The 21,292-nt window shown below is 71.3% G+C and carries 22 protein-coding genes; all 22 read left to right on the top strand.

All coding sequences use genetic code 11. The features are described 5' to 3' along the window. Position 1 precedes the first annotated feature (1 nt). The 22 genes from thrB (at position 2) to nrdE (ending at position 21,277) form a co-directional block, all read left to right on the top strand. On the top strand, positions 2-961 hold the full coding sequence (gene thrB, locus Q6350_RS00465) for a homoserine kinase (RefSeq protein WP_304602423.1): 960 nt from the start codon (positions 2-4) through the stop codon (positions 959-961). A gap of 276 nt (positions 962-1,237) precedes the next feature. Next, positions 1,238-3,106, top strand: coding sequence for a transcription termination factor Rho (rho, locus tag Q6350_RS00460; protein WP_369810812.1), 1,869 nt, complete (start codon positions 1,238-1,240; stop codon positions 3,104-3,106). A gap of 119 nt (positions 3,107-3,225) precedes the next feature. Continuing rightward, positions 3,226-3,438, top strand: coding sequence for a 50S ribosomal protein L31 (gene rpmE / locus Q6350_RS00455; RefSeq protein ID WP_171245490.1), 213 nt, complete (start codon positions 3,226-3,228; stop codon positions 3,436-3,438). A gap of 230 nt (positions 3,439-3,668) precedes the next feature. Continuing rightward, the gene (gene prfA / locus Q6350_RS00450; RefSeq protein ID WP_304602421.1) at positions 3,669-4,760 is read left to right on the top strand and encodes a peptide chain release factor 1; all 1,092 of its coding nucleotides are present in this window, start codon (positions 3,669-3,671) and stop codon (positions 4,758-4,760) included. Continuing rightward, entirely contained in the window at positions 4,753-5,700 is a 948-nt protein-coding gene (gene prmC, locus Q6350_RS00445; RefSeq protein ID WP_304606825.1) for a peptide chain release factor N(5)-glutamine methyltransferase, read from the top strand. Before prfA ends, prmC begins: the two co-directional genes overlap by 8 nt. Positions 5,701-5,705: 5 nt before the next feature. Continuing rightward, complete coding sequence (locus tag Q6350_RS00440; RefSeq protein ID WP_304606883.1) at positions 5,706-6,365, top strand: L-threonylcarbamoyladenylate synthase; 660 nt, start codon at positions 5,706-5,708, stop codon at positions 6,363-6,365. Continuing rightward, positions 6,362-7,546 (top strand): glycosyltransferase family 4 protein, encoded by a 1,185-nt coding sequence (locus Q6350_RS00435; protein WP_304602419.1) that lies wholly within the window; start codon positions 6,362-6,364, stop codon positions 7,544-7,546. Before Q6350_RS00440 ends, Q6350_RS00435 begins: the two co-directional genes overlap by 4 nt. After that, positions 7,543-8,019: a hypothetical protein gene (locus tag Q6350_RS00430; protein ID WP_304606826.1), complete on the top strand. Its 477-nt coding sequence runs from the start codon at positions 7,543-7,545 to the stop codon at positions 8,017-8,019. Before Q6350_RS00435 ends, Q6350_RS00430 begins: the two co-directional genes overlap by 4 nt. Before the next feature lie 222 nt (positions 8,020-8,241). After that, positions 8,242-9,036, top strand: coding sequence for a F0F1 ATP synthase subunit A (gene atpB, locus Q6350_RS00425; protein ID WP_171245494.1), 795 nt, complete (start codon positions 8,242-8,244; stop codon positions 9,034-9,036). Between the two features lie 104 nt (positions 9,037-9,140). Further along, complete coding sequence (locus Q6350_RS00420; RefSeq protein ID WP_098464265.1) at positions 9,141-9,377, top strand: ATP synthase F0 subunit C; 237 nt, start codon at positions 9,141-9,143, stop codon at positions 9,375-9,377. Then, positions 9,377-9,964 carry a F0F1 ATP synthase subunit B gene (locus Q6350_RS00415; protein WP_171245495.1) on the top strand — a complete coding sequence of 196 codons (588 nt, stop codon included), beginning with the start codon at positions 9,377-9,379 and terminating at the stop codon, positions 9,962-9,964. Before Q6350_RS00420 ends, Q6350_RS00415 begins: the two co-directional genes overlap by 1 nt. Beyond that, positions 9,964-10,779 carry a F0F1 ATP synthase subunit delta gene (locus tag Q6350_RS00410; protein ID WP_171245496.1) on the top strand — a complete coding sequence of 272 codons (816 nt, stop codon included), beginning with the start codon at positions 9,964-9,966 and terminating at the stop codon, positions 10,777-10,779. The genes Q6350_RS00415 and Q6350_RS00410 overlap by 1 nt, the downstream gene beginning before the upstream one ends. Before the next feature lie 79 nt (positions 10,780-10,858). Beyond that, positions 10,859-12,487, top strand: coding sequence for a F0F1 ATP synthase subunit alpha (gene atpA / locus Q6350_RS00405; protein ID WP_304602417.1), 1,629 nt, complete (start codon positions 10,859-10,861; stop codon positions 12,485-12,487). A 4-nt stretch (positions 12,488-12,491) separates the two neighbouring features. After that, positions 12,492-13,391 carry a F0F1 ATP synthase subunit gamma gene (locus Q6350_RS00400; protein ID WP_304602416.1) on the top strand — a complete coding sequence of 300 codons (900 nt, stop codon included), beginning with the start codon at positions 12,492-12,494 and terminating at the stop codon, positions 13,389-13,391. A 64-nt stretch (positions 13,392-13,455) separates the two neighbouring features. Further along, complete coding sequence (atpD, locus tag Q6350_RS00395; RefSeq protein ID WP_304602415.1) at positions 13,456-14,940, top strand: F0F1 ATP synthase subunit beta; 1,485 nt, start codon at positions 13,456-13,458, stop codon at positions 14,938-14,940. Positions 14,941-15,040: 100 nt separating this feature from the next. Beyond that, positions 15,041-15,328, top strand: coding sequence for a F0F1 ATP synthase subunit epsilon (locus tag Q6350_RS00390; protein ID WP_305064644.1), 288 nt, complete (start codon positions 15,041-15,043; stop codon positions 15,326-15,328). 22 nt (positions 15,329-15,350) lie between these two features. Further along, complete coding sequence (locus Q6350_RS00385) at positions 15,351-15,761, top strand: DUF2550 domain-containing protein (protein WP_304602413.1); 411 nt, start codon at positions 15,351-15,353, stop codon at positions 15,759-15,761. 21 nt (positions 15,762-15,782) lie between these two features. Continuing rightward, entirely contained in the window at positions 15,783-16,478 is a 696-nt protein-coding gene (gene nucS / locus Q6350_RS00380; protein WP_305064641.1) for an endonuclease NucS, read from the top strand. Positions 16,479-16,528: 50 nt separating this feature from the next. Further along, the gene (locus Q6350_RS00375) at positions 16,529-17,791 is read left to right on the top strand and encodes an N-acetylglucosamine-6-phosphate deacetylase (protein ID WP_305064639.1); all 1,263 of its coding nucleotides are present in this window, start codon (positions 16,529-16,531) and stop codon (positions 17,789-17,791) included. Positions 17,792-18,357: 566 nt separating this feature from the next. After that, entirely contained in the window at positions 18,358-18,600 is a 243-nt protein-coding gene (nrdH, locus tag Q6350_RS00370) for a glutaredoxin-like protein NrdH (protein ID WP_171245504.1), read from the top strand. A gap of 80 nt (positions 18,601-18,680) precedes the next feature. After that, on the top strand, positions 18,681-19,112 hold the full coding sequence (gene nrdI, locus Q6350_RS00365; RefSeq protein WP_171245505.1) for a class Ib ribonucleoside-diphosphate reductase assembly flavoprotein NrdI: 432 nt from the start codon (positions 18,681-18,683) through the stop codon (positions 19,110-19,112). Further along, positions 19,082-21,277 (top strand): class 1b ribonucleoside-diphosphate reductase subunit alpha, encoded by a 2,196-nt coding sequence (gene nrdE, locus Q6350_RS00360; protein ID WP_369810806.1) that lies wholly within the window; start codon positions 19,082-19,084, stop codon positions 21,275-21,277. Before nrdI ends, nrdE begins: the two co-directional genes overlap by 31 nt. Positions 21,278-21,292 lie beyond the last annotated feature (15 nt).

Raw genomic sequence — 21,292 nt, 5'->3', positions numbered from 1 at the left:
GATGCAGCTCGGTGCGGATCGCGTGGTCGTGAGGGTGCCGGCCACCAGCGCCAACCTCGGTCCGGGGTTCGACGCCCTCGGCCTGGCGCTGGGCCTGCACGACGAGATCGAGGTGGACCTGCTCGCCAGCGACGAGATCAGCGTGGAGGTCGTCGGGGAGGGCGCCGGCCAGGTGCCCGACGGCGAGGAGCACCTGGTGGTGCGGGCCCTGCGGCACACGCTCGAGCTCGCCGGCGCTCCGCTGACCGGGCTGCGCATGCGGTGCACGAACCGCATCCCGCACGGCCGCGGTCTGGGGTCGTCCGCCGCGGCCGTGGTCTCGGGGATCGTCGCGGCGCGCGGTCTGCTCGCGGACCCGCAGGCCCTGGACGTGACGGCCATGCTCGGCATCGCGACGGAGTTCGAGGGACACCCGGACAACGCCGCGCCGGCGCTGCGCGGCGGAGCCACCGTGGCCTGGTCCGGACCGCAGGGACCGCGGGCCGTCGACCTCGAGGTGGACCCCCGGGTCACCGCCACGGTCCTGGTGCCCGACACCCGGCTCTCGACGAGCCGGGCGCGGGGCGTCCTGCCCGCCCAGGTGCCGCACGCCGACGCCGCCTTCACGGCCGGCCGCGCGGCGCTCCTGGTCGAGGCGCTGGCGCGCCGTCCCGAGCTGCTGCTGGACGCCACGGAGGACCGGATCCACCAGGACTACCGGGCCGAGGTGATGGCGGGGACCGCGGAGCTCGTGCGTGCGCTGCGCGCCGAGGGGTTCGCCGCGACCGTCTCCGGCGCGGGGCCGACGGTGCTGGTGCTGGCGGCCGAGCGGCAGACGGCCGGTCTCGACCGTCTGCTCGCCGACCTCGTCGACGGGATGGCGGGCTGGCGCGCCTGGCGGCCCGGCATCGACGTCACGGGAGCGGTGTGCAGGAGTGGTAGCATGGACCAAGCCTTCGGGACGGTGGCAGGACGAGCATGAGGTTGTCGTTCCTGACCCACGTCGGCATCGTCACGTGATGATGGTTTGCACGATGCGTCCGTCCGTTGCCCCACCGCAGCCCGCTCGTCGGGTCCTGCGCCGGAGGCCGTCAGCAACCCCGTCAGCCGACGTCGTCGTACCACTGATGCGAGGTTTCGCGTCCGGGTGCCCCCTGCACCCGGTCGCCCGCCACCCCGGTCCGAGCGGACGCCCCGCAGGACCGCATACGAGGGGGAAGGGTCCTTCGTGACGAACACCACCGACAACCTGAGCTCGATGAAGCTTGCCGAGCTCCAGGCGATGGCGTCCCAGCTGGGCGTCAAGGGAACCAGCCGGATGCGCAAGAGCGACCTGGCCGACGCCATCCGCTCCCGTCGCTCCTCCGGCGGCAACCGCCAGGACGACGCCGGTCGCGGGGCCGGAGCGGGCAAGCCCGTCTCCGCCGAGCCCGTCGCGGCCGCGTCGACCGCGGCTCCCTCGGTCCGCAGCGAGGCGCCCGCGGAGGACGCCCCGCGCCGCCGCCGCGCGGTGCGCAGCTCCGGCGCCGCCACCGGGCAGGAGCAGCGGGTCGACGGCGGCCCGCAGGAGGGCGCCGGCCCGACGAACGACCGTGAGGCGCGGCTCGCCGAGCTCGCCGACGCCGTCGCCGCGCCGAAGGAGCGCCAGTCCCGGCCGGACCGCCAGGAGTCGGGCTCCGGCCCGAAGGGCGACGGCGAGGGCGGCCGCGGCCGCGGCGGTCAGGACCGTCAGGACGACCGGTCCGCAGACCGCGGCGACCAGGGTCGTCAGCAGGGCGGCCAGGGCCGCCAGCAGGGCGACCAGCAGGAGAAGTCCGGCTCGCGCCGTCGTCGCGGCCGCGACCGCGGTCGCGACCGGCGCCGCAACCGCGGGGGCCGCGGTGGCAACGGGCCGGACATGCCCCTGGAGGAGCCGGAGGTCCGCGAGGACGACGTGCTGCTCCCCGTCGCGGGCATCCTCGACATCCGCGACAACTACGCGTTCGTGCGGACCAGCGGCTACCTGCCCGGGCCGAAGGACGTCTACGTCTCGATGAACCAGGTCCGCAAGTCGGGGCTGCGCCGCGGCGACGCCGTCGTGGGCGCCATCCGGCAGCCCCGTGACGGCGAGGAGCCGCCCAGCGGCGGGGGCGGGGGCGGCAAGAACGCGCGCAACAAGTTCTCCGCGCTGGTGCGTCTCGACACCGTCAACGGGATGACGCCGGAGGAGGCGCGTCAGCGTCCCGAGTTCACGAAGCTGACCCCGCTGTACCCGCAGGAGCGCCTGCGCCTGGAGAACCCCGAGGCGACCCGCCTGACCCCGCGGGTGATCGACATCGTCGCCCCGGTCGGCAAGGGCCAGCGTGGTCTGATCGTCTCGCCCCCCAAGGCCGGCAAGACGATCATCATGCAGCAGATCGCCAACGCCATCACGGCCAACAACCCCGAGGTCCACCTGATGGTGGTGCTCGTGGACGAGCGGCCCGAAGAGGTCACCGACATGGAGCGGACCGTCAAGGGCGAGGTCATCGCCTCGACGTTCGACCGCCCCGCCTCGGACCACACGATCGTCGCCGAGCTCGCGATCGAGCGTGCCAAGCGCCTGGTCGAGCTCGGCCAGGACGTCGTGGTGCTGCTCGACTCCATCACCCGCCTGTCGCGCGCCTACAACCTGGCGGCCCCGGCCTCGGGCCGGATCCTCTCCGGCGGTGTGGACGCCGCGGCGCTCTACCCGCCGAAGAAGTTCTTCGGTGCCGCGCGCAACATCGAGGAGGGCGGTTCGCTGACCATCCTGGGCTCGGCGCTGGTCGAGACGGGCTCGAAGATGGACGAGGTGATCTTCGAGGAGTTCAAGGGCACCGGCAACATGGAGCTGCGGCTGTCGCGCAACCTCGCGGACCGGCGGATCTTCCCGGCGGTGGACGTCAACGCGTCCGGCACCCGCCGCGAGGAGATCCTCATGTCCAAGGAGGAGCTCGGCATCGTCTACAAGCTGCGTCGCGTCATGGGCGCACTGGACCAGCAGCAGGCCATCGAGCTGCTGCTCGGCAAGCTCAAGGACACCAAGAGCAACGTCGAGTTCCTGCTCCAGGTCCAGAAGACCACGCCGTCCGGCCTCACGGACGACCGTCCCGGCGAGACCGTCTGAGGTCACACCCGGGAACATCCCCGCCAGGACAGGTGTTCTGGCACAATGGTTCGTCGGCCTGCCGGTTCACGGCTCGCGGTCCTGCGAGGCGACCCGGAGGCATCACACCAAGGAGCATCATGAAGAGCGGTATCCACCCCGAGTACGTCCTCACCGAGGTCACCTGCACCTGCGGCAACACCTTCGTGACCCGCAGCACGGAGACCTCCGGCAAGATCAACGCCGACGTCTGCAGCGCCTGCCACCCGTTCTACACGGGCAAGCAGAAGATCCTCGACACCGGTGGCCGCGTGGCCCGGTTCCAGGCGCGCTACGGCAAGAAGGACAAGTAGCACCTCCGGCAGCGCCGGTGGTCCGCCCGACAACCTCTCCAGGGGCAGTCGGCCGCGGGACCACCGGCGCTGTCGCATGTCCGGGCGGTGCCGCAGGGTGCACCGCCCGGTGGATCGGCTCCGAACCCGCCCCGGCCGGCAGGTTCTAGGCTGATCCGCGGGTCGCCCCCCCGACACGCGACCCGGCGGCGCCGCGGCGCTGCGCCGAGGAACGACCGGACGGAGACGACGTGACCGAGGACTTCGCGGTGGCCGAGCCGCTGCTGGCGGAGCATGCCGAGATCGAGCGCGAGCTCGCCGATCCGGCCGTCCACGCCGACCCCGGTCGTGCCCGCACCCTGGGACGGCGGTACGCCGAGCTCAACCGGGTCGTCGGCGCCTACCGGTCCTGGCGCACCGCCCGGGACGACGCCGCCGCGGCGGCCGAGCTCGCCGACGAGGACGAGTCGTTCGCCGCGGAGGTCCCCGCGCTGCAGGAGGCCGAGGCCGAGGCCGCCGAGCACCTGCGCCGCGTCCTCGTGCCGCGCGACCCCGACGACGGCCGCGACGTGATCCTGGAGATCAAGGCCGGCGAGGGCGGCGACGAGTCCGCACTGTTCGCCGGTGACCTGCTGCGCATGTACCTGCGCTACGCGGAACGTCGGGGGTGGGCGACGCAGGTGCTGGAGTCCACCGAGACCGAGCTCGGCGGGTTCAAGGACGTCCAGCTCGCGGTGAAGTCCCGCGGCACCCCGGACGACCCCGCGGACGGTGTCTGGGCGAACCTCAAGTACGAGGGCGGGGTGCACCGCGTCCAGCGGGTGCCGGTCACCGAGTCCCAGGGACGGATCCACACGTCGGCCGCCGGGGTGCTGGTGCTGCCCGAGGTCGACGACCCCGGCGAGGTCGAGATCGACCCGAACGACCTGCGCATCGACGTCTACCGGTCCTCCGGGCCCGGCGGGCAGTCGGTGAACACGACCGACTCCGCCGTGCGGATCACGCACGAGCCCACCGGCATCGTCGTGTCGATGCAGAACGAGAAGTCGCAGCTGCAGAACAAGGAGCAGGCGATGCGCGTGCTCCGGGCGCGGCTGCTGGCCGCCCGGCAGGAGGCCGCCGCCGCCGAGGCCGCGGACCTGCGCCGGTCGCAGGTGCGCACCGTCGACCGCAGCGAAAGGATCCGGACGTACAACTTCCCGGAGAACCGCATCGCGGACCACCGCACCGGCTTCAAGGCCTACAACCTCGACCACGTGCTGGCCGGGGACCTGGACGCCCTCATCCGGTCGGCCGTCGACGCCGACGAGGCCGCCCGGCTCGCGGCCGCCGGCGATGCCTGACACGGTCGGCGCCCTGCTGCGCGAGGCGTCGCGACGGCTGGCCGCCGCCGGCGTCCCGTCGCCGCGCACCGACGCCGAGCTGCTCCTGGCCCACGTCCTGGACGTGCCGCGGGGCGAGGTCCGGCGGCTCTCCGTGCTCGACGCCCCGCTGCCCGACGGCGGCGCCCCGGCCGGCCCCGGCCCGGGGGAGCGGTTCGCGGGGCTCGTCGAGCGCCGGGCACGCCGGGAGCCCCTGCAGCACCTGACGGGCACGGCGCCGTTCCGGCACCTCGAGCTGGCCGTCGGGCCCGGGGTGTTCGTGCCGCGCCCGGAGACCGAGCAGGTCGCCCAGGTCGCGGTCGACGAGGCCACGGCCGTCGTCGCCGACCGGGGGAGCGTCGTCGTCGTCGACCTGTGCACCGGGTCCGGGGCCATCGCGCTGGCGGTGGCCACGGAGGTGCCGGGCGCCGTCGTCCACGCGGTGGAGCTGGACCGCGAGGCGTACCGGTGGACCGAGCGCAACGTCGCGGCGGTGGCCGGTGCCGCCGGTGCCGACGTCCGGCCGGTCCGGGGGGACGCCCGCACGGCTCTCACCGCGTGGGACGGCACGGTCGACGTCGTGGTGTCCAACCCGCCGTACGTGCCGCCGACGGCCGTGCCCCGGGACCCGGAGGTCGCGGGCCACGATCCCGGGGTGGCCCTGTACGGCCTCGGCGCCGACGGGCTGGAGGTGCCCCGGGGCGTCGCCAGGGCGGCGGCCCGGCTGCTGCGGCCGGGCGGGCTGTTCGTCATGGAGCACGCCGAGGTGCAGGCCGCCGGTGCGCGGGAGCTGGCCGCGGCGGCCGGTCTGGTCGACGTGCGCACCGCCGAGGACCTCACCGGCCGACCCCGCATGGTGGTCGCCCGGCAGCCGGTCGACGCACCGTCCGGACGACGAACCGTGACAGACTGGGGCGAGTGAGCACCGTGCACGATGTCACCGACGAGAACTCCTGGGGCCCCGCGATCGACGAGGCCGTCAACACGATCTCCCGGGGCGGACTCGTCGTCCTCCCGACCGACACGGTCTACGGGATCGGTGCGGACGCGTTCGACGCGGACGCCGTCGCCGCGCTGCTCGCGGCGAAGGGACGGGGGCGGCAGATGCCCCCGCCCGTCCTCGTGCCGGACACCCGCACGCTGGACGGGCTCGCCGTCGACGTGCCCGCCTCGGCACGTGCGCTGGTCGAGGCGTTCTGGCCGGGGGGCTTCACCATCATCCTGCGGTCCCAGCCGTCCCTGCAGTGGGACCTGGGCGAGACCCACGGCACGGTCGCGCTGCGGATGCCCGACCACCCGGCGGCGCTCGCGCTGCTGCGCCGCACGGGGCCGTTGGCCGTCTCCAGCGCCAACCGCACCGGGGGGCCCGCGGCCACCGAGGCCGCCGAGGCCGTCGACCAGCTCGGTGACGCGGTGGGCTGCTACCTCGACGGGGGCACCGCCCCGGGCGGTGTCGCCTCGACGATCGTCGACGCGACCGGCCCGGAGATGCGCGTGGTGCGCCAGGGCGCGGTGACGCTCGCGGCGCTGCGCGAGATCGCGCCCGTGCTGGGCCTCGACGAGACCTCCGAGGGGAACCCCGGGTGAGGGCATATCTGCTGGTCATGCTCATCGCCGCGGCGGTGACGTACCTGGCGACACCCGGTGCCCGCTGGGTCGCCCGGCGGACCAACGCCATCTCCGCGGTCCGGGCCCGCGACGTGCACGTCCAGCCGACACCACGGCTGGGCGGTCTGGCGATGCTGCTCGGGATCGTCGTCGCCGTGCTGCTGGCCTCCCGCATGCCGTTCCTCGCGGGGGTCTTCGCCGAACCCCAGGTGTTCGGCGTCGTCGGCGGAGCGGTGATCGTCTGCCTGCTCGGGTGGGCCGACGACATCTGGGACCTGGACTGGATGACGAAGCTCGCGGGGCAGATCCTCGCCGCGGGGTTCCTCGTCGTGAACCAGGTCCAGCTGACCGCGCTGCCGATGCCCGGTGGCCTGACGATCCCGTCGGCCCGGCTGTCGCTGTTCGTCACGATCCTCGTCATCGTGGTCGCGATGAACGCCGTGAACTTCGTGGACGGGCTCGACGGCCTCGCCGCCGGCATCGTCGCGATCGGCGGGTCGGCGTTCTTCCTCTACACGTACTTCCTCACCCAGCAGGCGAGCCCGGCCGACTACTCGAGCTTCGCGACGATGATGACCGCGGTGCTGGTCGGCGTGTGCCTCGGGTTCCTGCCGCACAACTTCTACCCGTCGCACATCTTCATGGGCGACTCGGGGTCGATGATCCTGGGGCTGGTCTTCGCCGGAGCGGCGATCTCGATCACCAGCAGCTTCGACCCGACCGTCACCGACGCCCTGTCGGGCGCGCAGCGGGCCACGATCTTCATCCCGCTGCTGCTGCCGCTGGCCGTGACGCTCCTGCCGCTGCTCGACATGACGATGGCGGTCGTCCGCCGGCTGGCCGCCGGCAAGTCGCCGATGGCCCCCGACCGGATGCACCTGCACCACCGCATGCTCGCCCTGGGGCACTCGCACCGCCGCGCCGTGCTCATCCTGTACGTCTGGACGGCGGTCTTCGCCTTCGGCACGGCGGCACTGGTGGCGTGGCGCTGGCAGGTGGTGCTCGCCTGGCTCGTCGTGGCGGTCGTCGTGGCCCTGGTGCTCACGCTCGGCCCGCTGCGCACGCGCGGGCGCTTCCTCGACGACGACGTGGCCTCGGGGGCGAACCCGGTGGCGGCGTCGTCCACCCCGACGCCCTCCGGAGAAGGAGACCGACCATGACCGAGCAGAACGCCACCCCGGACCGCCCGGAGGAGCCCGAGGGCGTCGAGGGGCGCACGCACGAGGAGGTCCAGTCCTCCGAGCGCGCGATGCTGCGTCGCGCCATGCGGTCGACGCTGCTGCTGGTCGGGGTGCTGGTGGTCGGGGGCGGCCTCGTCGGCTGGTTCGTGGCCGGGACGGCGGGCGTCTGGGGCGCCCTCGTCGGTGCGGGGCTGGCAGCGTTCTTCTGCGCCACCACGATCTGGTCGATGCAGCGCACCGTCGGCGCGTCGCCGACCGCCATGGCGGCCGGTGTCATGGGCGCCTGGCTGGCGAAGATCGTGGTGCTCGTCGTCGTGCTGGTGCTGCTGCGCGGAGCGGACTTCTACGACCCCTACGTGCTGTTCGTCGTGCTGGCACTCGGAGCGGTCGGGTCGGCGCTGCTCGACTACCAGGCCGTGCGCGGGGCGCGGATGCCGTACGTGCAGCCCTGACCTGCGACGAAGCCCCCAGGTGGGACGGCTGCACGTGCCATTGTTCACAAGCCGCACGATTCCGCTGCCGAAGTGGCCCTTCGGTGTCGGACCATCCGAGTTCATCTAGTAGGCTGTCCGCGAATCCATGACGGCCAGGTCCGATGGCGTGCCCGCTTCAGCGTGGAGTGCCGAAAGACCTTCGACCACCCGGGAGTCCTCCTGTTCACGTCAGCGACCCCCATGCTGTTCGCCGCCTCCGAAGGGGAGGGCGGCTTCCATGTGCCGTCCATCGACGAATTCTTCCCGCCGGCGATCCTCTTCGAGGACACGATCTTCCAGATCGACCGGATCTGGATCATCCGCATCATCGCGATGGCGGTGCTGCTGACCGTCTTCGTGGTGGCCGCGCGGCGCGCGAAGCTCGTGCCCGGACGGTTCCAGGGCGCGATCGAGATCATCCTCGACTTCGTGCGCGTGCAGATCGCTGAGGAGATCCTCGGCAAGACGAACGCCCGTCGCTTCGTCCCGATGCTGACGACGATCTTCCTGTCGATCCTCGCGTTCAACATCACGGGCATCATCCCGTTCCTCAACATGGCCGGTACCGCCCGGATCGGCCTGCCGCTGGTGCTGGCGCTGTGGGTCTTCGTGACCTACTGGTGGGTCGGCATCGCCAAGCACGGCCTCGGCGGCTACCTGAAGAACAACCTCTTCCCGCCCGGGATCCCGTGGCCGATCTACTTCATCGTCACGCCGATCGAGCTGGTGCAGATCCTCGTGGTCCGGCCGCTCTCGCTCGCGCTGCGACTCGCGGCCAACATGATCGCCGGGCACATCATGCTGGTGCTCTGCTTCGCGGCGACCCAGTTCTTCCTCCTCGAGGCGGCGCCGGCGCTGAAGGGCATCGCCGCACTGACCCTCGCGGGTGGCTTCGCCGTCACCCTGTTCGAGATCCTGGTCGCGCTGCTGCAGGCGTACATCTTCGCCCTGCTCGCCGCGGTCTACATCAGCCTGTCGCTGGAGGAGGAGCACTGATCCTGGCGGATCAGGCTTCCTGACACGGCACGCCCACCTACCCACCCAGACGCAAGTCAGCGACGTCGGGCCGACCGGCCCGACGCCCAACGGAAGGAAACCCAGTGGACGTCACCACCCTCGCCGAGGTCACCGGTAACCTCAACGCTGTCGGCTACGGCCTCGCCGCGGTCGGCCCGGGCATCGGTCTCGGCATCCTCATCGGCAAGACGATCGAGGGCATGGCCCGCCAGCCCGAGGTCGCCGGTCAGCTGCGCGCCACCATGTTCCTCGGTGTCGCCTTCGTCGAGCTGCTCGCCCTCCTCGGCCTCGTCGCCGGCTTCCTGTTCCCGGCCGCGTGATGGCGGCGGCGCACACCGCCGCCCCGGTCATCGTGGCGGCGGAAGAAACGGCAGCGGAGGGGATCGACCTCTTCATCCCCGCCTGGTACGACATCATCTGGTCGTCGGTCGTCCTCGCCGTCATCGCGGTCGTCTTCTACCGGTACGTCCTGCCTCGGTTCCAGGCGGTCCTGGACGAGCGCACGGCGAAGATCGAGGGCGGTCTGGCCAAGGCCGAGAAGGCGCAGCAGGAGGCTGCGGCAGCGCTGGCGGAGTACCACCAGCAGCTCGCCGAGGCCCGTGCCGAGGCCTCGAAGACGCGCGAGGAGGCCCGTGCCGAGGGCACGGCCATCGTCGCCGAGCTGAAGGCCAAGGCCAACGACGAGGCGGCACGCATCGTCGAGACGGCACACCGTCAGATCGAGGCCGAGCGTCAGGCCGCGGCGGTCTCGCTGCGGACCGAGGTCGGCACCCTGGCGACCGAGCTCGCGTCGAAGATCGTCGGTGAGTCGCTGGAGGACAGCGCGCGCCAGTCGCGCGTCGTCGACCGGTTCCTCGACGAGCTCGAGGCCGAGCAGGTCGCGACCACGAGGAGCGAGGAGGGCTGATGCGAGGCACGAGCGGAGCATCCCTGGCCGCCGCCCAAGAGCGGTTCGAGCCGGTGCTGCGGTCCGCAGGGACCGAAGCCGCCACGCTGGGCGAGCAGCTGTTCGCCGTCGTGAGCGCGCTCGACGGGTCGGCCCCGCTGCGCCGCTCGCTCGCGGACCCCTCGCGGGACGGCGAGGACAAGGCGCGCCTCGTCACGGCCGTGCTGGCCGACGGGTTCGACGAGCGTGTCGTCGACCTCGTCTCCGGCCTGGTCCGGTCGCGGTGGTCGAGCGACGCCGATCTCGGTGACGCCGTGGAGCGCCTGGCGGTCGACGCCATGCTCGCCGCGGCGGAGTCGCGGGGCGCGCTGGAGACCGTCGAGGACGAGCTCTTCGTCCTGACCCGCGCCCTGGTCGGGCAGCGTGCTGCCCGCCAGGCCCTCTCGGACGAGACCTCGGCCCGCGAGCAGCGGGTCGGGCTGGTCGAGGCGCTGCTGGCCGGCAAGGCCGACGAGATCACGGTGGCGCTGGCGCGCCGCGCGACGACCTCGTTGCGCGGACGTCGGTTCGTCCCCACGCTGGTCTGGTACGGCGACGTCGCGGCCGAGCGCCGCAACCGTCTCGTGGCGTCGGTGACGAGCGGCTCGGTGCTCTCCGCGGCACAGGAGGAGCGCCTCGGCGAGATCCTCGAACGTGCCTACGGGCGTGCCGTCCAGCTCAACGTCACGGTCGACCCGGCCGTGGTCGGTGGGCTGCGTATCCAGGTCGGCGCCGACGTCGTCGACTCCACCGTGCTGTCCCGCCTGGCTGACGCCCGTCGCCGGCTGGCCGGCTGACAACTTGACGCCCAGCCGGCCGTGGGTCGGCGCAGACGAACGTTCGGTCGCAGACTGCGGCCACGACAGGAGAAGAGCAATGGCTGAGCTGACGATCCGGCCGGAAGAGATCCGCGCCGCGCTGGACAGCTTCGTGAAGTCCTATGAGCCCGAAGGAGCGGCGACCGAAGAGGTCGGCCGCGTGACCTTCGCCGCCGACGGCATCGCCAACGTCGAAGGCCTGCCCGGCGCCATGGCCAACGAGCTGCTGCGTTTCGAGGACGGCACGCTCGGCCTGGCGCTGAACCTGGACGTCCGCGAGATCGGTGTCGTCGTCCTCGGCGAGTTCACCGGTATCGAGGAGGGCCAGGAGGTCCGCCGCACCGGTGAGGTCCTGTCGGTCCCCGTCGGCGAGGGCTACCTCGGCCGCGTCGTGGACCCGCTGGGCAACCCGGTCGACGGTCTCGGCGACATCGACACCGACGGCCGCCGCGCCCTGGAGCTCCAGGCCCCCGGCGTCATGCAGCGCAAGTCGGTCCACGAGCCGCTGCAGACCGGCATCAAGGCCATCGACTCGATGATCCCGATCGGCCGCGGTCAGCGTCAGCTGATCATCGGTGACCGCCAGACCGGCAAGACGGCGATCGCGATCGACACGATCATCAACCAGAAGGCGAACTGGGACTCCGGCGACCCCGACAAGCAGGTGCGCTGCATCTACGTCGCGGTCGGTCAGAAGGGCTCCACGATCGCCTCGGTGCGCGGCGCCCTCGAGGAGGCCGGCGCGCTGGAGTACACCACGATCGTGGCGGCCCCGGCCTCCGACCCGGCCGGCTTCAAGTACCTCGCGCCCTACACCGGTTCGGCCATCGGCCAGCACTGGATGTACGCCGGCAAGCACGTGCTGGTGATCTTCGACGACCTGTCGAAGCAGGCCGAGGCCTACCGCGCCACGTCGCTGCTGCTGCGCCGCCCGCCGGGCCGCGAGGCGTACCCCGGTGACGTCTTCTACCTGCACTCCCGGCTGCTCGAGCGTTGCGCGAAGCTCTCGGACGAGATGGGCGCCGGATCGATGACCGGTCTGCCGATCATCGAGACCAAGGCGAACGACGTCTCGGCGTACATCCCGACGAACGTCATCTCCATCACCGACGGTCAGATCTTCCTGCAGTCCGACCTGTTCAACGCGGACCAGCGCCCGGCGGTCGACGTCGGGATCTCGGTCTCCCGCGTCGGCGGTGACGCCCAGGTCAAGGCCATGAAGAAGGTCTCCGGCACGCTGAAGCTGGAGCTGGCCCAGTACCGCGCGCTCGAGGCGTTCGCCATGTTCGCCTCCGACCTCGACGCCGCTTCGCGCGGTCAGCTCGCCCGCGGTGCGGTGCTGATGGAGCTGCTCAAGCAGCCGCAGTACACGCCGTACCCGGTCGAGGAGCAGGTCGCCTCCATCTGGGCCGGTACCCGTGGCAAGCTGGACGACGTCCCGGTGGACGACGTCAAGCGCTTCGAGTCCGAGTTCATCGAGCACCTGCGCCGCAACACCGACGTCTTCACCACCATCGTGGAGACCGGCAAGCTGGAGCAGGACACCGAGGACGCGCTCACCGCGGCCGTCGAGGACTTCCGCGACGGCTTCCTCAAGGGCGACGGTTCCCCGCTGGTCGGCGGCGAGCCCGACACCGACGCCGCGGACGCCGAGCAGGAGCAGCTCGTCGTGCAGAAGAAGGGCTGATCGTATGGCCGGAGGATCCCAGCGCGTCTACAAGCAGCGGATCAAGTCGACGCAGTCGCTGAAGAAGGTGTTCCGCGCGCAGGAGCTGATCGCTGCCTCGCGCATCGGCAAGGCTCGTGGCCGGACGGCCGCCGCCGCGCCGTACGAGCGGGCGATCACCCGTGCCGTGTCGGCCGTCGCGACACACACGGCGACCGACCACCCGCTGACCACGGAGCGCACCGACACGAACCGGGCCGCGGTCCTCGTCATCGCCTCGGACCGCGGGATGGCGGGCTCCTACTCGGCCTCGATCATCCGCGAGACCGAGCGCGTCGTGGCCCGGTTGCAGGCCGAGGGCAAGGAGGTCGCCCTCTACGCGACCGGCCGTCGGGCGATCTCGTACTTCCGTTACCGGGAGCGCGAGATGGCGGGCCAGTGGTCGTACGGCTCGGACAGCCCGCAGGCCGACGTGGCCGGGGAGATCGCCGACACCCTGCTCGGCGCGTTCCTCGCCCCGGAGGCCGAGGGCGGCGTCGGCGAGCTGCACGTGGTCTACACGCAGTTCGTCAACATGGTCAGCCAGCGTCCCCGGCGCGTGCGGATGCTCCCGCTCGAGGTCGTCGAGGGAGTGGCCGTGCCCGGGGAGAACGACGCCCTGCCGCTGTACGACTTCGAGCCGTCGCCCGAAGCCGTCCTCGACTCCCTGCTCCCGCGGTACGTGCGCAGCCGCATCTTCAGCTTCATGCTGGAGGCCGCGGCCTCCGAGCTGGCCTCCCGCCAGCGCGCGATGCACACCGCGACGGACAACGCCCAGGACCTGATCCGTACCTACACGCGCCTGGCGAACCAGGCTCGCCAGGCGGACATCACCCAGGAGATCAGCGAGATCGTCTCGGGTGCTGACGCCCTCGCGGCGTCGTGACGCACCACGTCCGACGCCGTCGATCGACGAACTCACACCCGAACCTTTCGAAGCGAGGCAAGCAATGACCGCCACCACCGCGGAAGCAGCGCACGGCGCCGCCGCGACCGAGCCGGGGACCGGCCGTGTCGCGCGGGTGATCGGCCCTGTCGTCGACATCGAGTTCCCCGAGGACTCGATCCCCGAGATCTACAACGCCCTCCAGGTCGACATCGACCTGTCGGGCCTGGGGGAGGAGGAGAACACCTTCACCCTGACGCTCGAGACCGCCCAGCACCTGGGCGACTCGCTGGTGCGGGCGATCGCCCTGAAGCCGACCGACGGTCTGGTCCGCGGGGCCGTCGTCACCGACACGGGCGCCCCGATCTCCGTGCCCGTCGGTGACGTCACCAAGGGCAAGGTCTTCAACGTCACCGGTGACGTGCTCAACCTCCCCGAGGGCGAGACGCTCGAGGTCACCGAGCGGTGGCCGATCCACCGCAAGCCGCCGGCGTTCGACCAGCTCGAGTCGAAGACCCAGATGTTCGAGACGGGCATCAAGTCGATCGACCTGCTGACCCCGTACGTGCAGGGTGGCAAGATCGGTCTCTTCGGTGGTGCGGGCGTCGGCAAGACGGTCCTCATCCAGGAGATGATCCAGCGTGTCGCCCAGGACCACGGCGGTGTCTCCGTGTTCGCCGGTGTCGGTGAGCGCACGCGTGAGGGCAACGACCTGATCCACGAGATGGACGAGGCCGGCGTCTTCGACAAGACCGCCCTGGTCTTCGGCCAGATGGACGAGCCGCCGGGCACGCGTCTGCGCGTCGCCCTGTCCGCGCTCACGATGGCGGAGTACTTCCGCGACGTGAAGAAGCAGGACGTGCTGCTGTTCATCGACAACATCTTCCGCTTCACGCAGGCGGGTTCCGAGGTCTCCACGCTGCTCGGCCGCATGCCGTCCGCCGTGGGCTACCAGCCGAACCTCGCGGACGAGATGGGTCTGCTCCAGGAGCGCATCACCTCGACCCGTGGCCACTCGATCACCTCGCTGCAGGCGATCTACGTGCCGGCGGACGACTACACCGACCCGGCGCCGGCGACGACGTTCGCCCACCTCGACGCGACCACGGAGCTCTCCCGTGAGATCGCCTCGCAGGGTCTGTACCCGGCGATCGACCCGCTGACCTCGACGTCGCGCATCCTCGACCCGCGCTACGTGGGCCAGGAGCACTACGACGTCGCCACCGCGGTGAAGTCGATCCTGCAGCGCAACAAGGAGCTGCAGGACATCATCGCGATCCTCGGTGTCGACGAGCTCTCGGAGGAGGACAAGACGCTGGTGGCGCGCGCCCGCCGCATCCAGCAGTTCCTCTCGCAGAACACGTACATGGCCAAGAAGTTCACGGGTGTCGAGGGTTCGACGGTCCCGCTGAGCGAGACGGTCGAGGCCTTCAAGAAGATCACCGAGGGCGAGTACGACCACGTGGCCGAGCAGGCCTTCTACAACATCGGTGGTCTCGAGGACCTCGAGCGCAACTGGGCGAAGATCCAGAAGGAGTACGGGGCCTGACGGCCACGTCGCGCATCCCGACGGCGTCGCCCTGCCGTGCACCACGGTGGCGGCGGGGCGACGCCGCACCACTCTCGACTGAAGAACCCTGGAGCCCGACATGGCAGAGCTGAACGTCGACCTGGTCGCGGCGGACCGCAAGGTCTGGTCCGGAGCGGCCCGCGAGGTCAGCGCCCCGTCCGCCGAAGGCCAGGTGGGCATCCTCGCCGGCCACACCCCGATGCTGGCGGTGCTGCGGCCGGGAACGGTCAAGGTCTCGACCGCAGCCGGACTGGTCGCCGTCGAGGTCCACGTCGACGGCGGGTTCCTCTCGGTGGACGACGACGTCGTCACGATCGTCGTCGACGAGGTCACCGAGGTCTCCGGACGCGAGTCGGCGCTGGCCTGAGGGGGCGGCGACGGTGGGGTACGTGCTCTGGACGGTCCTCGCCGTCGTGCTCGTGCTCGCCCTCGTGCTCGTCGTCGGGGGCTCGCGTCTCCGCCGGCTGTCACGCCGGGTCGGGTCGTTCCAGTGCGGTGCCCGGCCCGGCGACAACCCGTCCGGCGCGTGGTCGGCCGGCATCGCACACTACGGCGTGGGCCGGATCGACTGGTTCCGGTGCTGGTCCCTGGCCCCGCGCCCGGCACGGAGCTGGCGTCGTGACCGGCTCGAGGTGACGGGCCGGGCCCCTCTCGACCTGGCCGGCCAGGTCGACCAGTACCTGGTGCGCTGTCGGTACGACGGGACCGATTTCGAGCTGACGATGTCAGCGGGTGCCTATGCCGGACTCGCCTCCTGGCTGGAGTCCGCCCCGCCCGGACGACGCGACCTCGTCGTCTGACCGAGCCACGAAGGGGAGAGCGTGAGACTGGTCGTCGCCCGCTGCTCGGCCCGCTACACGGGTCGTCTGACCGCCCACCTGCCGCTGGCCACCCGGTTGCTGGTGGTCAAGGCGGACGGGAGCGTGCTGCTGCACTCCGACGGCGGCTCCTTCAAGCCGCTGAACTGGATGAGCCCGCCGTGCACCATGTCCGCCGCCGAGCCCGACGAGGAGTCGGCTGCCCGGGGCGTGACGGCGGTGTGGACCGTCCAGCACCAGAAGTCGGACGACCGCCTGGAGATCGACCTGTACGACGTCGTGCACGACTCCGACCACGACCTGGGCGTGGACCCGGGGCTGGTCAAGGACGGCGTCGAGGCGCACCTGCAGGAGCTGCTGGCCGCGCAGATCGAGCTCCTCGGGACCGGCCACTCGCTGGTCCGGCGCGAGTACATGACCGCCATCGGCCCGGTGGACATCCTGGCCCGTGACGCCGACGGCGGGACCGTCGCCGTCGAGATCAAGCGGCGCGGCGAGATCGACGGGGTCGAGCAGCTCACCCGGTACCTGGAGCTGCTGAACCGGGACCCGTTGCTGTCCCCGGTCCGGGGCGTGTTCGCGGCGCAGGAGATCAAGCCGCAGGCCCGGGTGCTGGCCGGCGACCGGGGGATCGACTGCCTGGTCCTGGACTACGACGCCATGCGCGGGGTCGACGACCCGGACTCGCGCCTCTTCTAGCCGGACGAGACAGCGCGGCCCAGGTCAGCGCGGTGCGGCAGGATGGGTGCATGGTCACCGATCCCTCCGATGCTCAGGACAGCCCTCGCCCTCCGTCCGTCTTCGCGCTGCGCGGGGACGTCGTCACGCCCGACCGGCTGGTCCGCGACGGCGCGGTCGTGGTCGCCGACGACCGGATCGTGTGGGCGGGCCCGCTCGAGGAGGCCGCGGCCGCCGGAGTGGGTGACGAGGTGGCCCGTGCCGAGGAACCCCCGCCCGGCACCTACGTGCTGCCCGGCCTGGTCGACCTGCACAACCACGGCGGCGGCGGGGCGGGGTTCCCGGACGCCACCTCCGCCGACGAGGCGATGACGGCCGTGCTGGAGCACCGGCGCCACGGCACGACGACGCTGCTGGCCTCGCTCGTGACGGCCGACCGGGAGACGCTCCTCGCGCGGGCCGCCCTGCTGGCGGATCTCGCGGACGCGGGGGAGATCGCGGGGATCCACGCCGAGGGACCGTTCCTGTCCGCGGCCCGCTGCGGCGCCCAGGACCCCAGCCGCCTCGTCCCCGGCGACGTCCGGCTCGTGCGCGACCTGCGCGAGGCGTCCCGGGGCCATCTGCGCACCATGACCGTCGCGCCCGAGGTCGACGGCGTGACCGGACCGGGCGGCGTCGCGACGGCGCTGGTGCGCGCCGGCGTCGTGCCGTCGCTGGGGCACACCGACGCCACGACCGAGCAGTCGGAGGCGCTGCTGCGGCAGGTGGCCGCGGACCTGGCCGAGGCCGGTGGCTCGTCGCGGATGACCGCCACGCACCTGTTCAACGGCATGCGTCCGCTGCACCACCGTCACCCGGGGCCGGTCGCCGCCTGCCTGGCGGCGGCGTCGCGGGGCGACCTCGTGGTCGAGCTGGTGGGCGACGGCGTGCACCTGGACCCCGCCACCGTCCGCACCGTGATGCAGACGGTCGGCGTGGACCAGGTCGCGCTCGTCACCGACGCGATGGCGGCGGCCGGGATGGACGACGGGGACTACGAGCTCGGCCCGATGTCCGTGGTCGTCCGCGACGGCGTGGCGCGGCTCGCCGACCCCGAGGATCCTCAGGGCGGGGCGATCGCCGGCAGCACCGCGCACCTGATCGACGTGGTCCGCTGCGCGGTCGAGGCCGGTGTCCCGCTCGTCGCCGCCGTCCGGAGCGCCTCGTGGGTGCCGGCAGGGGTGCTCGGGGCGACCGACGTCGGAGGACTGGTCGCCGGGCGCCGGGCCGACGTCCTCGTGGTCGACCGGGACCTGCGGGTGCAGCACGTGTGCCGTGGCGGCCGCCCCGTCTGACCGTCGAGGGTGAGTCGCGCCACGGCAGGGAGCCGGAGCGACCGACGCGCCGCGGACGACACGCCGGTGCGGGCGGTCCGCACCCCGTCTCGACGAACCCGAGGGTCATCCGCGGTCCCGGGTCGTCCACATGGTGTGGACACCGGCCGTCCACACCGTGTGGACCGTCGGTGGGCGGCCTGCGGACACGGCGGACCGGCGGGGACGGCCGGTCGGAGGACGGCGCCGCGCGGCCGTGTCGGAGGCTCCTGGGATGCTGGGTCCACAGGCTCGCGGCGCGTCGTCCACGGCCTCTGCGGAGAACTACACGGGTGAAATCACAGCGATGACAAACACAACATGTCGTGGGCAGGTGCGCGGCGAACACTAGGTGTAGTGTTGAGAGCACGTCGGGGCCGCAGGCTCCGAGGTGAATCACATCGACGTAGTTCCACCGGTGTCGTTCCTGGTGAGGGCCCCCTCGGGGCCGCAGAGCCAGCCGCGACCGTCCGGTTCGGACGTCGAGGCCAGGTTGTCAGGGGACATCGACCGGCCGCCCCGGTGGCGGCAGAGACAGGGAGTGCGAGATGAGCGTCACGGTCTACAGCAAGCCGTCCTGCGTGCAGTGCGACGCGACCTACCGGGCACTGGACCGCAAGGGCGTCGAGTACTCCGTCGTGGACATCACCGAGGATGCCCAGGCGCTCGAGATGGTCCGTGAGCTCGGTTACCTGCAGGCGCCGGTCGTCGTCGCGGGTGACACGCACTGGTCGGGCTTCCGCCCCGACCAGATCAGCGCCCTCGCGGCGCAGCAGGCCGTCACGGCCTGACGATCTCCGGCCCGGTCGCGCACTCGACCCGCGCGACCGGGCCGGTACCACCGCAGCACGTCCGACGGGGGGAGAGCGACATGGGCTCGCTCGTGTACTTCTCCAGCGTCTCGGAGAACACGCACCGCTTCGTGAGGCGCCTCGGTCTCGAGGAGCGCGGCATGTCGGTGCACCGCATCCCGCTGCGGCCCGCCGACGGCTTCCTGACCGTCGACGAGCCCTACGTCCTCCTGGCCCCCACCTACGGCGGGGGCAACGAGGGCGGTGCGGTGCCTCGGCAGGTGCGCAAGTTCCTCGGGGACGAGGGCAACCGGTCGTTGATCCGCGGCGTGATCGCGGCGGGCAACACCAACTTCGGCGCTGCCTACTGCATCGCCGGTGACATCATCGCGGCGAAGTGCCAGGTCCCGTACCTGTACGCCTTCGAGCTGCTCGGCACCACCGAGGACGCCCAACGCGTCCGTGACGGATTGGGACGATTTTGGCAACGACAGTCACTGATCTCGGCGTGAGCGCCACGACGTCCGAGGCGTCGCCGACCACGACGGGCGCCTCTCTGCAGCAGAGCGACATGGACTACCACGCGCTCAACGCCATGCTGAACCTGTACGGGCCGGACGGGAAGATCCAGTTCGAGAAGGACCGCGAGGCCGCGTCGGCGTACTTCCGCCAGCACGTGCTGCCGAACACGATCGCGTTCGACACCCTCGACGCCAAGCTCGACTACCTCCTCGAGAACGAGTACTACGACCCGGCCGTCCTCGAGAAGTACTCCCGCTCGTTCGTCAAGGAGCTGTTCCAGCGGGCGTACGCCGCCGGGTTCCGCTTCGAGTCGTTCCTCGGTGCCTTCAAGTACTACACCTCGTACACGCTGAAGACGTTCGACGGCACGAAGTACCTCGAGCGCTTCGAGGACCGGGTCTCGATGGTGGCCCTCGGGCTGGCGGCCGGCGACGAGCAGCGGGCGCGCGACATCGTCGACGAGGTCATCTCCGGGCGGTTCCAGCCGGCCACGCCCACGTTCCTCAACGTCGGCAAGGCGCAGCGCGGCGAGCCCGTCTCCTGCTTCCTGCTGCGCATCGAGGACAACATGGAGTCGATCGCGCGCAGCATCAACTCGGCGCTGCAGCTCTCGAAGCGCGGCGGCGGCGTCGCGCTGCTGCTCAGCAACGTGCGCGAGCACGGTGCGCCGATCAAGCACATCCAGAACCAGTCCTCCGGTGTCATCCCGGTCATGAAGCTGCTCGAGGACTCCTTCTCGTACGCGAACCAGCTCGGCGCACGCCAGGGCGCCGGCGCGGTCTACCTGCACGCCCATCACCCGGACATCCTGCGGTTCCTCGACACCAAGCGCGAGAACGCCGACGAGAAGATCCGCATCAAGACGCTGTCGCTCGGCGTGGTCATCCCGGACATCACGTTCGAGCTCGCCAAGCGCAACGAGGACATGCACCTGTTCAGCCCGTACGACGTCGAGCGCATCTACGGCAAGCCGTTCGCCGACATCTCGATCACCGAGAAGTACGACGAGCTGGTGGCGGACGACCGGATCACGAAGAAGACCATCCGTGCGCGGGACTTCTTCCAGACGATCGCCGAGCTGCAGTTCGAGTCGGGCTACCCGTACGTCATGTTCGAGGACACGGTGAACCGCGCCAACCCGATCGCCGGGCGGATCACCCACTCCAACCTGTGCTCGGAGATCCTGCAGGTCTCCACGGCCTCCACGTTCCACGAGGACCTGTCCTACGACGAGGTCGGCCGGGACATCTCCTGCAACCTGGGCTCGCTGAACATCGCCAAGGCGATGGACTCGCCCGACCTGGGCCGGACCATCGACACGGCGATCCGGGCGCTGACCGCGGTCTCGGACCAGACGAGCATCGAGTCGGTGCCGTCGGTGAAGAAGGCGAACGAGCTCGGGCACGCCATCGGGCTCGGTCAGATGAACCTGCACGGGTACCTTGCGCGCGAGCGGATCCACTACGGCTCCGCCGAGGGCGTCGACTTCACGAACATGTACTTCTACACGGTCGCCTACCACGCGATCGCGGCGTCGAACCGTCTCGCGATCGAGCGTGGCCGGGCCTTCGGCGGGTTCGAGGAGTCCGCCTACGCCTCGGGGGAGTACTTCGACAAGTACACCGACGCCGTGTGGGAGCCGGCCACCGAGCGGGTCGCCGAGCTCTTCGCGGGCGCCGGCGTGCATATCCCGACCCAGGACGACTGGCGCGAGCTCAAGGCGTCCGTCATGGCGCACGGGATCTACAACCAGAACCTCCAGGCGGTGCCGCCGACCGGGTCGATCAGCTACATCAACTACTCGACGTCGTCGATCCACCCGGTGGCCGCCAAGATCGAGATCCGCAAGGAGGGCAAGCTCGGTCGCGCGTACTACCCGGCGCCGTACATGACGAACGACAACCTGGAGTACTACCAGGACGCGTACGAGATCGGGTACGAGAAGATCATCGACACCTACGCCGCGGCGACGCAGCACGTCGACCAGGGGCTGAGCCTGACGCTGTTCTTCCCGGACACCGTGACCACCCGTGACGTCAACAAGGCGCAGATCTACGCCTGGCGCAAGGGCATCAAGACGCTGTACTACATCCGGCTGCGGCAGCTGGCGCTCGAGGGCACCGAGGTGGAGAACTGCGTGAGCTGCATGCTCTGACCCGCCGCCGCTCGC

Origin of the sequence: Isoptericola sp. b515 (assembly GCF_030588125.1) — a bacterium.
In the GTDB taxonomy this organism is placed as follows: domain Bacteria; phylum Actinomycetota; class Actinomycetes; order Actinomycetales; family Cellulomonadaceae; genus Isoptericola; species Isoptericola sediminis.
This window is presented reverse-complemented; position numbering and strand designations above follow the sequence as displayed.

What these genes read in the sequence shown, in the direction of transcription:
- thrB (WP_304602423.1), top strand. Translation starts at nt 2, where the DNA reads ATGCAGCTCGGTGCGGATCGCGTGGTCGTGAGGGTGCCGGCCACCAGC.
- rho (WP_369810812.1), top strand. Translation starts at nt 1,238, where the DNA reads ATGAAGCTTGCCGAGCTCCAGGCGATGGCGTCCCAGCTGGGCGTCAAG.
- rpmE (WP_171245490.1), top strand. Translation starts at nt 3,226, where the DNA reads ATGAAGAGCGGTATCCACCCCGAGTACGTCCTCACCGAGGTCACCTGC.
- prmC (WP_304606825.1), top strand. Translation starts at nt 4,753, where the DNA reads ATGCCTGACACGGTCGGCGCCCTGCTGCGCGAGGCGTCGCGACGGCTG.
- Q6350_RS00430 (WP_304606826.1), top strand. Translation starts at nt 7,543, where the DNA reads ATGACCGAGCAGAACGCCACCCCGGACCGCCCGGAGGAGCCCGAGGGC.
- atpB (WP_171245494.1), top strand. Translation starts at nt 8,242, where the DNA reads ATGCTGTTCGCCGCCTCCGAAGGGGAGGGCGGCTTCCATGTGCCGTCC.
- Q6350_RS00415 (WP_171245495.1), top strand. Translation starts at nt 9,377, where the DNA reads ATGGCGGCGGCGCACACCGCCGCCCCGGTCATCGTGGCGGCGGAAGAA.
- Q6350_RS00410 (WP_171245496.1), top strand. Translation starts at nt 9,964, where the DNA reads ATGCGAGGCACGAGCGGAGCATCCCTGGCCGCCGCCCAAGAGCGGTTC.
- atpA (WP_304602417.1), top strand. Translation starts at nt 10,859, where the DNA reads ATGGCTGAGCTGACGATCCGGCCGGAAGAGATCCGCGCCGCGCTGGAC.
- Q6350_RS00400 (WP_304602416.1), top strand. Translation starts at nt 12,492, where the DNA reads ATGGCCGGAGGATCCCAGCGCGTCTACAAGCAGCGGATCAAGTCGACG.
- atpD (WP_304602415.1), top strand. Translation starts at nt 13,456, where the DNA reads ATGACCGCCACCACCGCGGAAGCAGCGCACGGCGCCGCCGCGACCGAG.
- Q6350_RS00390 (WP_305064644.1), top strand. Translation starts at nt 15,041, where the DNA reads ATGGCAGAGCTGAACGTCGACCTGGTCGCGGCGGACCGCAAGGTCTGG.
- Q6350_RS00375 (WP_305064639.1), top strand. Translation starts at nt 16,529, where the DNA reads ATGGTCACCGATCCCTCCGATGCTCAGGACAGCCCTCGCCCTCCGTCC.
- nrdH (WP_171245504.1), top strand. Translation starts at nt 18,358, where the DNA reads ATGAGCGTCACGGTCTACAGCAAGCCGTCCTGCGTGCAGTGCGACGCG.
- nrdI (WP_171245505.1), top strand. Translation starts at nt 18,681, where the DNA reads ATGGGCTCGCTCGTGTACTTCTCCAGCGTCTCGGAGAACACGCACCGC.